The following is a 15,023-nucleotide window of genomic DNA, read 5'->3' as shown; positions in this document are numbered from 1 at the left end:
TAATATGGGGTTGCGGAGAAAAGGCAGAATACTTGCTTTTCAGGCTTTGTATGCTTGGGATGCATCCAATACTGATGTGGATATTCTTTTTACGTTTCCGTGGGCGGATAAAAAACCGCCTGCGGAGGCTTGTGATTTTGCACGGCTTATTGTTTCCGGCACGATTGAAAACATAGATGATATTGACGATATGATAGCCGATCATCTTGAAAAATGGGATTTTGATAGAATCGCTTTTGCTGACAGAGCAATCCTCCGGATGAGTGTGTATCAGCTTATGTTTCTTAAAGATATTCCTCCGCGTGTCGTAATAGATGAGGCTCTTGAGATAGCTAAGGAGTTCTCAGGAAAGGATTCTTACAGATTTGTCAATGGTATACTGGATGCACTTGTAAAGGAAATCAATAGGGAATGAAAAAACGTCTTGCGGCTATAGTCTTTTTTTTGTTTGCTCTTATTGTTTCTTTTATCTTTGTTTTGTGGGTATGGACTGACAGCTCCAGAGCAAAAAAAAAAGCCGCACTCGATGAGTATTTAAAAAAATGTGATGTAGCTATTTCTTTAAAGAATGTTCCCCTTGCAAAGTCTCTTCTTATTAACATAGATAAGGATAGCATTTTTACGGCAGAAGATTGGCTTAGAGTTGAGAAGAGGGCCTTTTTGCTGGGGGAGCTTTCTGGTTCTTATGATGTTCTTACAGAGCTGGGTGCAGAGGCTTTGTCTTTTTTTCCCGGAAATCTGGGTATAAGACTTTTCCTTATAGAGGGATATAGAAGAGAAGGATATGTGAGAAAAGCATTTGAGATTGCTAGGCCATATCTTTCTTCTTATGCTGGAAGATCCGTCTTATTGCATTTGTGGAAGGATATGGTGCGTTCTTCTCCTTCTGCTTTTTCTCTTGCTTATGTAGAGAAGTTTTCTGGCTTATTGCCTTTTTTGTCCGATCCTGATGTGTATCTTGATATTGCCCATAGGTATGATGATGCCGGCATGTATATGATGTCCGTTCTTCTTATGTTAAGAAGAGGGGAAATGACAAAGGCCCTTTCTGTTTTGTCTTCTGTTAGTGGTAATAATCTGGCATCAGCTCTTATGGTTTATCTTCTTTATGATGTCGGTGCATATTCTGAGGTGATAGAGCATTCGGATTCTTTTCTTACTGTGCCTTCTCCCGAAAGATTGCTTATGGTAGCTGATTCTTTTTTTCTGTCTGGGCAGCCCCTGCAGGGGGTAAGGCTGTATGAGCATGTTATAAATATTGTGCCTGAGTACTCTTATCTTCCGTATCATAATCTTATCCATTATTATGATAGTATAGGAGATTATGATAAAGCTGAGGCTGTTTTGGATGATGCTTTTCTGCGTTACGGAGAAAGCATAGATCTTGTATCAGATAAGATAAGGCTCATGCTCATTACGGGTAAGGAGAACGCTGCTCAGGAGCTTGCAGCAAAGTACGGGGATAATGCTTTTCCTGCTCTTCTGCTCAATGTTTTTGCATCGCAGTCTATGGGGCAGGATGCTGTACGTTCTCGTTTGTGGGAGCTTGTAAGGAGGTATCCCCATGATGAGAGGCTTATCAAGTATTCTGCATGGTTTTTCACAAGTCATAAAATGTGGGATGAGCTTTCTCTGCTTCTTGAGAAAAGTCGTGCTGCTTTTGTGGAGAGGGATTGGTATGTGCTTTTTACAACAGTGCTTTTTTCTCACGAGGGAAAAATAAAAGATGCTATAAGAGTTTTACAGGAATATGACTGGAATACTTCTTTGTACAGGTCTGAGGCTGTGTATAATCTTGCTCTGCTTATGGGCTTGGATAGGAGGTATAAGGAGGCTCTTGCTTATGTTTCCAGAGAATCTGCTGATATATCGGATAAAGCTTCTCTAAGTAGATTTATGGTTTTAAGGGCATGGCTAAGTCTTTGTTCTGGAGATGAGGCTACGGCGCGAGAATTGTTAGACAGGGCGTTGGCTTTGCAGCCGGATAATTTTGATGCAATAATACTTCTTCGTAAGTTTGAAAAGTAGTGGAAGATGTTTTTCTTATATTTTTTGTAAATCTGTATTTTCTTTAGTTTTATTTAAATGTCTTTTTTCTCTGTTGTTTTCTGCCGTAGGCAGCGCGTAATGCTTGGCATTACGCGCGTTCGGTATGTTATTTTGTACTGTTTAACATATTATTGTCTGTCAAATTGAATCTTACTACTATGTTCTTATTTTACAAGTGTTAAAGTTTTTCTTGACAAGAGTGATTATGTGGTATATTCTGTTTTCGATAACACATGTTATCGAAAACCTATTTCAGGAGGTTATCCTATGAAGAAAGCTTTTCTTGCGGTTTTGTTTGTAGCCTTGTTCTTTACTGGCTGTTCCGGTCCCAAGAATGAGGTGAGATGGTTTGTCGGTCTAGGTGCCGGTTCTGATGAGCCCACTATTAAGGCTCAACAGGCTATTGTTGACGAATTTAATGAGAAGAACAATGATTTTAAGCTCGTTCTTGAGGTCGTTCCCAATGCTCAGGCTTATCAGACTCTCGCTACTCAGTTTAGCGGTGGTAATGCGCCTGATGTTGTAGGTCCTGTCGGTATAAGAGGACGAGATAGTTTTAAGGGGTCTTGGCTGGATCTTGAGCCTCTTGTAAAGAAGAATGGTTTTGATTTGTCAATGTACGATTCTTCTATGATTGATTTCTACAGGGATCCTGATGAGGGATTGCTTGGTATTCCTTTTGCCATTTATCCATCTTTTCTCTATGTCAACGAGGAGCTTTTTGAAGAGGCTGGATTGCCGCTTCCTCCCAAACATTATGGAGAGCCATATGTGGATGATAAAGGAGTAAAGCACGAGTGGAATTTTGATACAATCAAATGGCTCGGTATGAGGCTTACTGTAGATGAGAACGGTAATGATGCTACCAGTCCGGATTTTGATCCTGAGAAGATTGCCCAGTGGGGGTTTGCTATACAATGGACTGATGCAAGAGGGGTAGGTACTCTCTTTGGTCCTGGATCTTTTGTTGCAAAGGATGGTTCTGCAACTATTCCTTCTCAGTGGAAAGAAGGGTGGAAGTGGTATTACGATGCAATGTGGAAAGACCATTTTGTTCCTACAGCTCCGCAGGCTAATAGTGATATTTTAAAGAACGGAGATCTTTTTGCTTCTGGTCGTGTTGCTATGGTTCATTGTCATCTTTGGTATGCAGGTTTTGCACAGCTACCTTTTAAATGGAATCCTTACCCTGTTCCTTCTTATAAGGGGAAGACTACTGCAAAGATGCATGCTGATACTTTCCTTATTACAAAGGCTACCAAGAATCCTGATGCTGCCTTTAAGGTGCTTACTTATCTTGTTGACGATAAGGCAGAGCAGCTTGCTGCAGTATACGGTGGTATGCCTGCCAAAAAGTCTCTACAGGATACTTTTCTTACAAAGTTTTTTACTGAGAAGTTCCCTGATTTTGACATAGATTACGGTCCTATTGTTGAGAGCATTAAGTATCCGGATAATCCCAATCATGAGAGCTGGATGCCTAGTTTCCAGGAGGCAAATCAGAGGTATAACCAGTTTTGGGATGAGGTTAGCAATAAGCCTGATCTTGATTTTGATGCTGCTGTAGAATCTCTTGAGAATGACCTTGATGGTATTTTTAAGGCTGCATCCAAGTAAGTAATGATGGTTTCTCAGGGAGGGGAGTACCCCTCCCTTCTTTAGCTAGGATAGCTAGGAGGCAATAATGCAAAAAGCACATTCTTTGGAAAAATGGGAGCATAAGTGGGGTTTTAGGTTTATTTCTCCGTGGCTTATAGGTTTTTTTATTTTTTATTTGCTTCCGATAATTGTTTCTTTTATTTTTACTTTTTTGGATTTTTCTTTGTCCGATGTAAGCAAGATTTCTTTTGCAGGTCTAAAAAATTGGAAAAGGGCTCTTTTTGAAGATAAGGAGGTTCTTGCTTCTGTTGGACGTATTCTTTTGTTTTCTGTTATAAATATGCCTATCAGTATGTTGTTTGCTCTTTCTGTGGCGCTTATGCTAAATAGTAGATATTTGCTAGGTAAGAGATTTTTTAGAACATTTTTTTATCTTCCTTCTATCATTCCTTTAGTTGCATCAGTAATAATATGGCAGGGTGTTCTCAACGAGAATACGGGCTGGATTAATTTGCTGATAGAGAAAATATTTAATGTCGATGCTACGGGTTCTGATGGTATTAGATGGCTTGCTAATCCACATCTTATATATGTTACGTATACTATTATAGGTTTGTGGGGCTTGGGTAATACTATAATTGTTTTCCTTGCTGGGCTTCAGGGAATACCAGTTGAATTGTATGAGGCTGCTGAAATAGATGGTGCTGGAGGATGGCATAGCCTTTTTAGGATAACCTTGCCTATGATTACTCCTGTCGTTTTCTATAACTTGGTAATTGGTGTAATAGGGCTTATGCAGTACTTTCTTGTGCCTTATGTTATCAATCTGGGCAGTGGTTTTCCTGATGGTCTTACTAACTTTCCTATGGTTTATTTTTTCCGTCAGGCTTTTACCTATTTTAATATGGGGTATGGTGCGGTTATCGCGTGGCTTATATTCTTTCTTGGATTGTTTTTTACTGCTCTTCTTTTTAAAACAGCACGGCATTGGGTCTATTATGCGGGAGGTGATAAATGATTGCTGATAATGTGCTTGTTATGCGTTATGCGAAAAAAATTGCTTTTACATTGGCTATTCTACTTCTTCTTTCTGTATTCCTTTTACCTCTTGCATATGGTATGTCTATGTCTTTAAAGACTTTGGATCAGATTGCCATGGGTAAAGTGAGTGTACTTCCTCTTGCTCCCAAAACATGGACGTATAACGGTAAAGATTATAAGCTATACAAGGTTCCAATAAACGGGCAGGAAAAGATCCTTGCAATGGTTAAGAAAGGGAGACAAAAATCTGTCTTTATGGATCCGGATAATCCAAATGCCGGAGAAATAGAGTGGGAAGGCAATTGGAGAGGGCTGGATAATGTATGGGCTGTTTATCCACAGTGGGAAAACTTTAAAAAAGCGTGGGATGCTACAAAATTCCCCATACTCTTGAGAAATACTGCAATGTATGCAGTTATAACTACTTTTGCAATGGTTCTTTCTTCTTTGATTGTAGCATATGGTTTTGCAAGGTTTAGTTTTCCAGGTAAGAATATTCTGTTTATGGTTCTTATTTCTACTATCATTCTGCCTTCTGCTGTTACTTCTATCCCCACATATACTATGTTCTATTTTATGGGCTGGGTAGGAACTTGGCTTCCTGTTATTATCCCAACTTTTTTCTCCAATGCATACAATGTCTTTCTTTTGCGCCAGTTTCTTATGGGTATTCCCAGAGAAATGGATGAGGCTGCAAGGATAGATGGAGCAGGACCGGTAAGGACGCTTTTTCAGATTATTGCTCCTCAGGCTACTTCTGCTATAGTTGCTGTGTCTCTATTCCATTTTTTCTTTGCCTGGAACGATTTTTTTGGTCCTCTAATCTATCTTGCAGGTAATGCGGATTTGTATCCTATTTCCATAGGTCTCACTGTCTTTAACAATCAGTATACGAGTCAGCCAAACCTTATCCAGACTGCTACAATTATTGCAAGCATTATACCTCTTGTAATATTTGTTTTTGCACAGAAAGTTTTTATGGAGAAGCTTATAGATACGGGGGTCTTTAAATAACCTCTTTAATAAGGTTTGTTTTTGTGATAAATAAAGGGGAGTGCAGCTCCCCTTAATTTTTTATAAGGAGTTGTTATGAAGGTTCTGGATATAGTAAAAAGCTCATATGGTTCTTATTTTGATAAGATAGAAAATCCAATATGTGATTGCAGGATAAATGCTAGTCTAAAAGTAGATTTGTCCGATAAAAGACAAGTCTTTTTGGGTTTTGGTACTGCTCTTACAGAGGCTGCAGCATATGTGTTGTCCTTTTTATCGTATGAAGATAGGAAAAAAGTAATTGATTCTTATTTTAATAAGGAAAAAGGTCTTGGTTTGTCTTTTGTCAGAACTCATATTTCTAGTTGTGATTTTTCTCTGTCTTCCTGGTCGTGTTTGGAAAAAGAAGGGGATACATCTCTTTTGAGTTTTTCGCTTGAGCCGATGGAAAAGTTTCAACTTCCCCTGATTTTGGATGTTTTTGCTTCTTATCCTGATTTGCGATTATTTCTGAGTCCCTGGAGTCCTCCAGCATGGATGAAAACCAACCGAGATATGTGTCATGGTGGTAAACTACTTCCTGAGTACAGAGAGACCTGGGCTATGTATTTTGTGCGTTTTATAGAATCACTTAAGCAACATGGCATAGATACATGGGCTGTTAGCGTGCAAAATGAGCCCGAGGCTGTGCAAACTTGGGAGTCCTGTATATATACTGCGGAAGAAGAGGCTGTCTTTGTAAGAGATTTTCTTGGCCCTGCACTAAAGAACAATGGTTTTGATGATGTCAGGATATTTATCTGGGATCATAATCGTGACAGGCTAAGGGAGCGTGCAGAAGAGAGTATGTCTGTAGAAGGGGCTGCCGAATACATATCAGGTTTTGCTTATCACTGGTATTCTGTGAATCACTTTGAGAATGTAAAATATGTACGAGAAAAATTTCCCGATAAGATGCTTGTTTTTACTGAGGGTTGTATAGAAGGAGGAGCTCGTCCGGGAGATTGGTATGTCGCAGAACGATATGCAAGAGATATTATTGGTGATATCAATAGCGGTGTAGAGGTATGGATAGACTGGAATGCTGCTTTGGATATGCAGGGTGGTCCTAATCATGTTGGTAATTATTGTGATTCTCCAGTGCTTGTTGATATCGACAAATCTTCTTTTTATATGCAGCCCTCTTATTATGCCATTGCTCATTTTAGCAAGTTTATAAATGATAAGGCTACGGTCTTGGGTTGTAGTTTGACAACAGAAAATGATGGTATCTATGCCTGCGCGCTTGACAATAATGATGGTACCATTACTGTAGTTATTCTAAATAGTACCAAAGAAGATGTTGCCCTCGTTCTCAATATAGGGCATAATAAACTTGATACTTGCGTAAAAAACAAGACAATAATGACCTACAGGATAAAAAAGGAGTGAGCGTGCCTACTCAAAAGGATGTTGCAAAGCTTGCTGGTGTCTCTTTTATGACTGTTTCCAGAGTAATAAACAATAATGGTTATGTAAGTGAAGAGACTAGAAAAAGGGTTGAGGATGCTATAAAGCAGCTGGGTTACTCTCCCAGTTTTGCCGGTAAGGCTCTTAATAGAGGGCGTACAGATACCATAGGTGTTATGACCCCTGTCAGGTTTGGTGATGGTTTTGGCAATGTTTATCTTCTTGGTCTTATAAGGGGAATTGAGTTGGGGTGTAGAAAATATAAAAAAGATATGCTTTTTTCCCCTTTTGCCACTGATGACCCTGATTTTGATTATCTAAGACCTTACAAACAGAAGAAAGTGGATGGACTTATTTATATAGGCATGCAGAGCATGCCAGAAGAAGTACATAGAGAGATTCAGCGCTATAGCATTCCTTGTGTTGTTATAGGTGACAGGCCTGATGATCATTCTATAAGTTGGGTAGATACTGATAACGAGAGAGCCGGGTATGATTCTGTAAAACGACTTGTTTCTCTTGGCCATGAGAGAATAGGTTTTGTAGGTCTTATTCCTGAGATGTACAACTCCAATATTCAGGATAGAGAAAATGGTTATAAGAGAGCTATGAGGGAGCTTCTCTCTATGGATGATTCCGAAAAGTGGATAATGAGATCTAGGTTTGAGGAGGTGTCTGTTTACAAAGCAGTCAGGGAGCGTTTTGAAATGCTTGACAGGCCTCTTACTGCACTTTTTTGTGCAACGGACAGGATTGCTCTTGGGGCTTTGCATGCTGTAAAGGATATTGGGCTTAGAGTGCCGGAGGATGTTTCTATTATTGGTTTTGACGGTTTGATTAAGGAGTTTTTGTTTAATCCTACTATTGCAAGTAATGAGCAGCCTCTTGTAGAGATGGGTAAAAGGGCCGCGGAAATTATTAACAGGCATATAGAGAATCCCAATTTTCCCAGAGAAACTTGTATTTTCCCTGTCTATCCTGTGGATGGTGATACTGTCGCGCCTCCGCCAGTTTCCTTAAACTGATTTTTTGATGTTAATCTTGATTATGATGTATCTCCCTACTATGATTAAATAAAGTCCGATAAAGGAGTTATTATGTCCCAATCAAAAATAAAGAATTTGATTGCTTTTATTTACGAGGATTCTTATCAGGATGTTTTTAAACAGCTTTCTATTATTATTGATAAGTATAAGAAGGAGATTATTCCGCCAGATGACTTTAGTGCTTTAGATTCTCTTCCTCTGGATAATACAGATGCTGTTTTGATTACATATGGAGATCAGTTTAGGGGTGATTTTGCTCCTTATATAAGACTTTTGGATAAGTTTCTAGAGGATTATACTGATGATGCTATTAAGGGTGTCCATATCCTTCCTTTTTTTCCATATTCTTCCGATGATGGTTTTTCTATTATTGATTACAGACAGGTTAATCCGGACTGGGGATCTTGGGATGATGTAAAGGAAATAGCAAGAAAGCATAGGCTTATGGTTGACCTTGTTCTCAACCATTGTTCTACAAAAAGCACTTGGTTTAAGGCTTTTTTGGATGGAGATCTTAAATATAGAGACTATTTTATCACGGTTGAGCCTGGTGCAGATCTTTCTTCTGTTTTTCGTCCCAGGGCTCTGCCTCTTGTCCATGAGTTTGATACTTCTTGGGGAAAGAAGCTGGTTTGGACTACTTTTAGTCGGGATCAGGTGGACCTTAATTATGCGAATCCGGCTGTTCTTCTTGAGATGATAGATATCTTTTTGTTTTATGTAAAAAACGGTGCACAGATTATACGTCTGGATGCAATTGCTTATCTCTGGAAGGAACTTGGTACCAGTTGTCTTCATCATCCCAAGACTCATGCTGTGGTTAAGCTTTTTAGAGCTGTGTGCGAAGAGGTTTGTCCTTGGGTTCTTATTATTACAGAAACAAATGTGCCTCATAAAGAAAATATTTCTTACTTTGGAGAAGACCTTGATGAGGCACAGCTTGTGTATCAGTTTGCTCTTCCTCCTCTGGTTTTGGATGCTTTTATAAGGCGGGATATGTCCTATCTTGCTTCTTGGGCAAAAACAATAGATACCTACGGAGGTAGGGTAAGCTATTTTAATTTTCTTGCGTCTCATGATGGCATTGGTGTGCTGCCTGCAAGGGGAATTTTACCTGACGAATATATAGATAATATGATAGAAATTGTTAAAGAAAGAGGCGGCCTTGTATCATATAAGAGTACTCCTCAGGGGGATGTTCCCTATGAGCTTAATATTAATTATCTTAGTGCTGTTGCAGAAGAACATCTTGATACAGCAACACGTGCCAGAAAGTTTATAGCTTCGCAGGCTATTTTGCTTACTTTGGTGGGGATGCCCGGGATATATGTCCACAGCTTGCTTGGTTCTCAGAACTGGAGAGAAGGGGTTGAGGAAACAGGTATGAATCGCACAATAAACAGGCAGAAGTTTGTTTTGAGAGAGTTAGTGGAGGAACTTTCTGATCCGGATTCTCTCAGGCGTCTTGTTCTTGATTCTTATCTTGCTATGCTTAAGGCTAGAACAAGCAGCTCAGCCTTTGATCCAAAGGGAACTCAGAATATTTTGGAAGCGCCTTCTTCTATGCTTGCGGTTCTTAGAATAAGTCCAGATGGGAAGGATAGGGTCTTGTGTCTTATAAGTTCTGATAATAGAGAGATTGAGTTTGTTTTTGATAAGTCTGTTTTTGGTGATAGCGAGTTTAAAGTGCTTAGGGAGCTTATATCAGGCGATAGGATTTTACCGTTTACAGAGGGGACTGATAAATTGTCCATAGGTGTTGAGCCTTATGATGTTTTGTGGCTTGTTCCTGATAATGGCTAGAGTTTTATAGTGTTTTTCTTTTTGTTCTGTATAAAACGCAGGCTGCGTAGCAGCCTGCGTTCGGTTTTTGATAGTTGGTGGATTTTATTGGCAGAGGCTTAAGTCTGTATAGCCAAACTGGCTTACAAGTATTGCTGTAAGTTTGGTTCTAAGAACGGTATAAGAGTAGAATTGCCTGGCAAGTTTATAGTTGGTTTCTGCCCATTCTTCTTGGATGTCTGGTCTGGCAAGTAGTTCTCTTGCCGTATCTATCGTATCTCCTGAGATAAACTCATCCATTTCTAGACACTTAAAGCCCTTGGGTCTTATGTCATGGCTGTATATGGAATAATTGTTAATAAGGATAGGTTTTTTAAAGTAGATTGCTTCAAGGAATGCGTTGCCAAAGCCTTCAAAAATAGATGGGTATGTAACAAGGTTTGCATGGGGATATATATCGCTAAGAGAATATATTTTCCTGCCGTCAGGTGTCCTGCCACGTGTTTCTCCTATAATGTCACTGCCAAATATGGCATCCACACCAAGTAGCTTTGCATAGTCACGGACACGCTGCTCGTATTCGTGCCCTTCGTCGCCGGATGCGTGTGATATCACAAGCTTGGCAGGCATGCCTAACCGTGCAACAAACTCTATGGCGTGTTCTATTCCCTTTCTCTGGACAACACGGGTTGGCTGGAGTATAAAAAGCTCGTCGTCTCTTACTCCCAATGCCTCACGAACATCTTTTGCATACTCATCCACAGGCTCAGGGGGCTTTTCAAACTCCATAACATTGGGGATAAGAGTAGAAGAGATGCCTGTTCTTAGCCCAAGCTGATTTTGGGCTGAGCTGTTTATTACTACATGGTGTATACTTGCAAGGTGGGGCGGATATGCGGAGTTGAGATAGTCCCATACGCAGTTATGCAAAAAGCGCTTTCTTTCCCAGAAGAAGTCATGGTGATGTGCAATGACCTTAAAACCAGTCTCTGCCACAAATTCTGTAAAGGCCAGAGCTAACGGAATATTGAGCGGAATCGCCAAAATATTCTGCGGAATAAGCAAATCAAGGTCAAACTTCTCTACAAATTGGTAAAGTCTTTTTTTTAAGACGGCTCTTCGCTCATGAATCATCCGCGTCGTTTCTGGATCTCGCACTGATTGGTAAAAACACCTGTAATAAAGAGCCTTGGCATCCTGAGTTTGAAAATGTGCTTCTTCTGCGACAAAAGAACGCTCTTTTGGCGTGTCCAGCTGTCCCGCCATATAGAAGCACTCCGCTCCCATACGCTCCAAAACATCTGCCCATTTTTTTGTCTCAAGAGAAACGCCATCAGTTCCTGATATACGAAAAGAAATAAAACCTATTTTTAATGACATTTTTGCCTCCAACTATATTATTTTTTATAAAGAAATAAAAATCAAACGAAACCGAACGTTTTATATCGCCACACTACAGAAAAATAAAAAGTAGGGCGATATAAAACTGCCTTTGGCGCAAAAAAGCACGGAATCGGAGAAAAAGATAAAAGATAAAAAAATTATATAAATCCTATAATCTGATTACCAAGAGAAATTTGATTGATATTATTTTACCAATTAGCTTGTCTTTTATTTTGGATAATCAGGCTCATGTTATACGGATGATTTACAGATTTTATAATTTTATTGGCTGATATACCTTAAGAAAAATGCAAAAACTGCAATAGTAAAGATGTATGGACAAGGCCTTGGATATGAGCACTTATAAAAACAGCGGGGTGTTTTCCCCGCTGTAATTTTATTTTCTATCCTTGAGTGGTATATATTCTTTTTTGCCAACCACACTCTTGTAAGCAGGCCTTATGATTCTTCCTCCGCTTATTATTTCCTCAAGCCTGTGTGCAGACCAGCCAGCTATACGTGCTATTGCAAACAAAGGAGTATAAAGCTCTGTGGGAATCCTTAGCATCTTGTATACAAAACCAGAGTAAAAATCAACATTGGGACTTATTACCTTGTTAGATTTCTTTATATCCGCAAATAACCCGGGTGTTATCTCTGCAATTGTGTTGTACAGCTCAAACTCTTCCTGATTGTTGGTTTCTTTTGCTAATTCTGCTGCTTTTTCCTTGAGAAGTATGGCTCTGGGATCGGATATCGTGTAGACAGCATGTCCCATACCGTATACAAGCCCAGACCTGTCAAACGCTTCTTTTTTGAGTATTTTTGCTATATAGTCTTCTACCTGTTTTCTGTCAGACCAGTCTTTTACATTGTTTTTTATATCCTCCATCATGGATATAACCTTGATATTAGCTCCCCCGTGCTTTGCACCCTTAAGAGAGCCTATTGCAGCTGCTATTACTGAGTATGTATCTGTGTCTGCAGAGGATACAACATGTACCGTGAAACTTGAGTTGTTACCCCCGCCGTGTTCAGCATGCAGCACAAACGAGAGATCCAGAATCTCAGCCTCTGTCTGGGTAAACTGCTTATCAGGTCTTATCATAGCAAGAAAGTTTTCTGCAGTTGAGAGCTCTTCCTGAGGAGGATGTATGTACAGGCTTTTACCATTGTAATAGTGCTGTTTTGCCTGATAGCCGTATGCCACAAGAACAGGGAAACGTGCAATTAACTCTATGGACTGTCTTAGCACATTTTTTATAGAAACATCTTCCGGATTGGGATCAAAGGAATATAGAGTAAGAACAGAGCGAGAAAGCTTGTTCATTATATCCGGACTCGGATTCTTAAGTATTGTACTCTCTGTAAAATCTCCGGGCAATTCCCTGTTTTCTGCAAGAATAGAGGAAAAATCATCCAGTTCTCTTTTTGTAGGCAGCTTGCCAAAAAGAAGAAGAAAAGCAGTTTCTTCAAAACCGCTTCTACCATCTGCCTGAAAACCCTTTACAATGTTTTCTATGGGTATTCCCCGGTACAGGAGCCTTCCGGGAACAGGAGTGGGCTCTCCCTCGTCCATGACGTAACCATGGACTTCTCCTATCTCGGTGAGTCCTACCAGTACACCGCTGCCGTCCTCATTTCTGAGTCCCCGTTTTACATTAAACTTGCTATAGAGAGATGCATCTATAGTGTTGTTCTCTCTTGCCAACTCCGTTGTGGTCTCCAGAAAATCCGCCATGTTTTTTTTGCTGCTCATATGTTACTCCTGTATATTGTTGCGTTATAATAGCATGTTTTTGTATAAATAATCAATTATTTTACTGTTTTTTTGCATAAAAATACATTAATTATATTTTTATCGTTTTATTACGTATGTTTCCCATATTGGATGATGCTGCTTGTGACCCTTTGACTCGTATTTTGTTACAGGTCGCCATACTTGCCTTGGAGCAAAGCCCCCCCAAGGATTGTAAAAAGCAGGATGGGATGAGCATTCATTTAGAATCTGCAAGGCATAATTATGCCAATCCGTTACAACATACAGATATCCTTCTGATTTTATATAATCCGCTATAAAATCCAAAAAACTCCTCTGTATTAGCCTTCTTTTATGATGCCTTTTTTTGGGCCACGGATCAGGGAAAAAGATATGCACACCGTCAAAAGCCTGCGTTTCTATCCCCTCTGAGAGAGCAACAATAGCATCCTCCTTGATGACCCTGAGATTATCAAGCCCCTTCTTATGTATGGACCCTACAACTCTCCCGACACCATTGGGATGTACCTCTATCCCTAGATAAGCAGTATCTGGATTATGCTCTGCAATAAAAAGAGTCGCATCCCCCATGCCAAAACCAATCTCAAGCACATATCTGTCAAAACTATGGGGAAAAAGCTGCATAACCGGCCTTTTTTTGCTTATATCTACAGAATAAAGAGGAAAGAGCTTATCAAGAGCATGACGCTGTCCGCTGGTAAGCCTTGTCTGTCTGTGTACATATGTTCTGATATGAGAGTATTTTTTCTTTTCCATGTCGGACATGTTATGCCTTTTTTCTATCTCTTGCAACAATAACCTGATTATTTATACCGAACGCAGTGCCCCTTATCGGACACTGCTGCCTTCGGCAGAAAACAGCATATAAAATCTGGGATAAGAGGACTGCGATTGATTGTTTTATAATGCTGTGATGTAATCTTTATGTTATGCATGGTTTTTGTGTTGAGTTTTTTGACGATTTTATGAGTTTTTCGTTTTCTTATGATTCCATGAGGAATTTTTATGGTCTCATGTCGCTTTATTCGGCAGGAGATATGGGAAAAAGCGCTTCTTTTACAGATAAGAGAGCATTATGGCTTAGAAAGCGCGGTATGGACATCTTAAGTTTGCGCTGTGTGAGGCAAGTTCACGGAAAGGAAATTGTCGATGCCTCTTCTTTTTTCCCCGGAAGGGAGCCCAGTGCGGATGGTCTTTTTTGTACGGATGCATCCTTGGTATGCGGGGTTACTGTTGCGGACTGTATGCCAGTATGGATTTTTAGAGAGGACGGGACTGCATGGGGAATTGTGCATTCTGGCTGGAAGGGAACAGGTATTGCAGGAATCCTTGCTGATTCTCTGGGAGACGGTAAAAAGGTGGCAGTGCTGGGGCCATCTATTCGTTCCTGCTGTTACGAAGTTGATACGGAGAGGGCATGGAGCTTTGCCGCAGACTTTGGCGAGGAGGCTGTTGTAGAAAGAGAAGATGGTTTTTATCTTGACCTTGCTGCTGCCAACAGAAGTCTTCTGGAAGAGCGTGGTCTTACTGTCTACACTGTGGATGCTTGTACCTGTTGCGATATGAGATTCGGTTCTTACAGGAGAGAAGGTCCGGATTTTACTCATATGCTTGCTTTATGCGGGAGAGCTTAATAGTAGATACAGTGTGCTTCTTATTTTTGCTTTTATATGCCGCAGGCAGGAGTCCGAGCGCTTTTTTATCGTGATTTTCCCGGAGTGGCGCGAGGACGACGTTCGGTATAATGTATTTTTATGCAAAAAATCCTGCTTTGGTATTTGAAGATATATTAAAATATTGTTATTATCACAGGACTCTTTGTGTTCTTGATTGTGTGTAAAACAAGAGAATTGGAGGATATATGACTAGCTGGGCGCTTTTGCGGGCAAAGAAAGAGTGGA

Annotated in this window: 12 protein-coding genes; 9 read left to right on the top strand and 3 right to left on the bottom strand. The window is 40.0% G+C overall.

The window, feature by feature from the left end:
• The first annotated feature begins 4 nt into the window (after positions 1 to 4).
• The 8 genes from nusB to WKV44_08215 all read left to right on the top strand — a co-directional run bounded on the left by nusB (position 5) and on the right by WKV44_08215 (position 9,980).
• Entirely contained in the window at positions 5 to 415 is a 411-nt protein-coding gene (gene nusB / locus WKV44_08250) for a transcription antitermination factor NusB (GenBank protein ID MEM5948534.1), read from the top strand.
• Entirely contained in the window at positions 412 to 2,028 is a 1,617-nt protein-coding gene (locus WKV44_08245; protein MEM5948533.1) for a hypothetical protein, read from the top strand. Before nusB ends, WKV44_08245 begins: the two co-directional genes overlap by 4 nt.
• Before the next feature lie 288 nt (positions 2,029 to 2,316).
• Positions 2,317 to 3,666 (top strand): extracellular solute-binding protein, encoded by a 1,350-nt coding sequence (locus WKV44_08240; GenBank protein MEM5948532.1) that lies wholly within the window; start codon positions 2,317 to 2,319, stop codon positions 3,664 to 3,666.
• A gap of 67 nt (positions 3,667 to 3,733) precedes the next feature.
• A complete protein-coding gene (locus tag WKV44_08235; GenBank protein MEM5948531.1) occupies positions 3,734 to 4,666 on the top strand; it encodes a sugar ABC transporter permease in 933 nt (310 codons plus the stop codon).
• Positions 4,663 to 5,703 (top strand): carbohydrate ABC transporter permease, encoded by a 1,041-nt coding sequence (locus WKV44_08230; GenBank protein ID MEM5948530.1) that lies wholly within the window; start codon positions 4,663 to 4,665, stop codon positions 5,701 to 5,703. Before WKV44_08235 ends, WKV44_08230 begins: the two co-directional genes overlap by 4 nt.
• A gap of 75 nt (positions 5,704 to 5,778) precedes the next feature.
• Positions 5,779 to 7,113, top strand: a complete 1,335-nt coding sequence (locus WKV44_08225) for a glycoside hydrolase family 30 beta sandwich domain-containing protein (protein MEM5948529.1) — start codon at positions 5,779 to 5,781, stop codon at positions 7,111 to 7,113.
• A 2-nt stretch (positions 7,114 to 7,115) separates the two neighbouring features.
• Positions 7,116 to 8,156: a LacI family DNA-binding transcriptional regulator gene (locus tag WKV44_08220; GenBank protein MEM5948528.1), complete on the top strand. Its 1,041-nt coding sequence runs from the start codon at positions 7,116 to 7,118 to the stop codon at positions 8,154 to 8,156.
• Between the two features lie 72 nt (positions 8,157 to 8,228).
• Positions 8,229 to 9,980 carry a sugar phosphorylase gene (locus WKV44_08215; protein ID MEM5948527.1) on the top strand — a complete coding sequence of 584 codons (1,752 nt, stop codon included), beginning with the start codon at positions 8,229 to 8,231 and terminating at the stop codon, positions 9,978 to 9,980.
• 84 nt (positions 9,981 to 10,064) lie between these two features.
• Here WKV44_08215 and WKV44_08210 read toward each other — a convergent pair whose 3' ends face one another.
• The 3 genes from WKV44_08210 to trmB all read right to left on the bottom strand — a co-directional run bounded on the left by WKV44_08210 (position 10,065) and on the right by trmB (position 13,878).
• Positions 10,065 to 11,339, bottom strand: coding sequence for a glycosyltransferase family 4 protein (locus WKV44_08210; GenBank protein ID MEM5948526.1), 1,275 nt, complete (start codon positions 11,337 to 11,339; stop codon positions 10,065 to 10,067).
• Positions 11,340 to 11,739: 400 nt separating this feature from the next.
• The gene (locus tag WKV44_08205) at positions 11,740 to 13,101 is read right to left on the bottom strand and encodes a citrate/2-methylcitrate synthase (protein MEM5948525.1); all 1,362 of its coding nucleotides are present in this window, start codon (positions 13,099 to 13,101) and stop codon (positions 11,740 to 11,742) included.
• A 99-nt stretch (positions 13,102 to 13,200) separates the two neighbouring features.
• Entirely contained in the window at positions 13,201 to 13,878 is a 678-nt protein-coding gene (gene trmB / locus WKV44_08200) for a tRNA (guanosine(46)-N7)-methyltransferase TrmB (protein MEM5948524.1), read from the bottom strand.
• Positions 13,879 to 14,051: 173 nt separating this feature from the next.
• Here trmB and WKV44_08195 point away from each other — a divergent pair, with 173 nt between their 5' ends.
• Complete coding sequence (locus tag WKV44_08195; protein ID MEM5948523.1) at positions 14,052 to 14,756, top strand: polyphenol oxidase family protein; 705 nt, start codon at positions 14,052 to 14,054, stop codon at positions 14,754 to 14,756.
• Positions 14,757 to 15,023: the final 267 nt, after the last annotated feature.

It is taken from the genome of Spirochaetia bacterium 38H-sp, from assembly GCA_039023545.1.
GTDB classification, from domain to species: domain Bacteria; phylum Spirochaetota; class Spirochaetia; order Winmispirales; family Winmispiraceae; genus Rarispira; species Rarispira pelagica.
This window is presented reverse-complemented; position numbering and strand designations above follow the sequence as displayed.

What these genes read in the sequence shown, in the direction of transcription:
- nusB (MEM5948534.1), top strand. Translation starts at nt 5, where the DNA reads ATGGGGTTGCGGAGAAAAGGCAGAATACTTGCTTTTCAGGCTTTGTAT.
- WKV44_08245 (MEM5948533.1), top strand. Translation starts at nt 412, where the DNA reads ATGAAAAAACGTCTTGCGGCTATAGTCTTTTTTTTGTTTGCTCTTATT.
- WKV44_08240 (MEM5948532.1), top strand. Translation starts at nt 2,317, where the DNA reads ATGAAGAAAGCTTTTCTTGCGGTTTTGTTTGTAGCCTTGTTCTTTACT.
- WKV44_08235 (MEM5948531.1), top strand. Translation starts at nt 3,734, where the DNA reads ATGCAAAAAGCACATTCTTTGGAAAAATGGGAGCATAAGTGGGGTTTT.
- WKV44_08230 (MEM5948530.1), top strand. Translation starts at nt 4,663, where the DNA reads ATGATTGCTGATAATGTGCTTGTTATGCGTTATGCGAAAAAAATTGCT.
- WKV44_08225 (MEM5948529.1), top strand. Translation starts at nt 5,779, where the DNA reads ATGAAGGTTCTGGATATAGTAAAAAGCTCATATGGTTCTTATTTTGAT.
- WKV44_08215 (MEM5948527.1), top strand. Translation starts at nt 8,229, where the DNA reads ATGTCCCAATCAAAAATAAAGAATTTGATTGCTTTTATTTACGAGGAT.
- WKV44_08210 (MEM5948526.1), bottom strand. Translation starts at nt 11,339, where the DNA reads ATGTCATTAAAAATAGGTTTTATTTCTTTTCGTATATCAGGAACTGAT.
- WKV44_08205 (MEM5948525.1), bottom strand. Translation starts at nt 13,101, where the DNA reads ATGAGCAGCAAAAAAAACATGGCGGATTTTCTGGAGACCACAACGGAG.
- trmB (MEM5948524.1), bottom strand. Translation starts at nt 13,878, where the DNA reads ATGGAAAAGAAAAAATACTCTCATATCAGAACATATGTACACAGACAG.
- WKV44_08195 (MEM5948523.1), top strand. Translation starts at nt 14,052, where the DNA reads ATGCATGGTTTTTGTGTTGAGTTTTTTGACGATTTTATGAGTTTTTCG.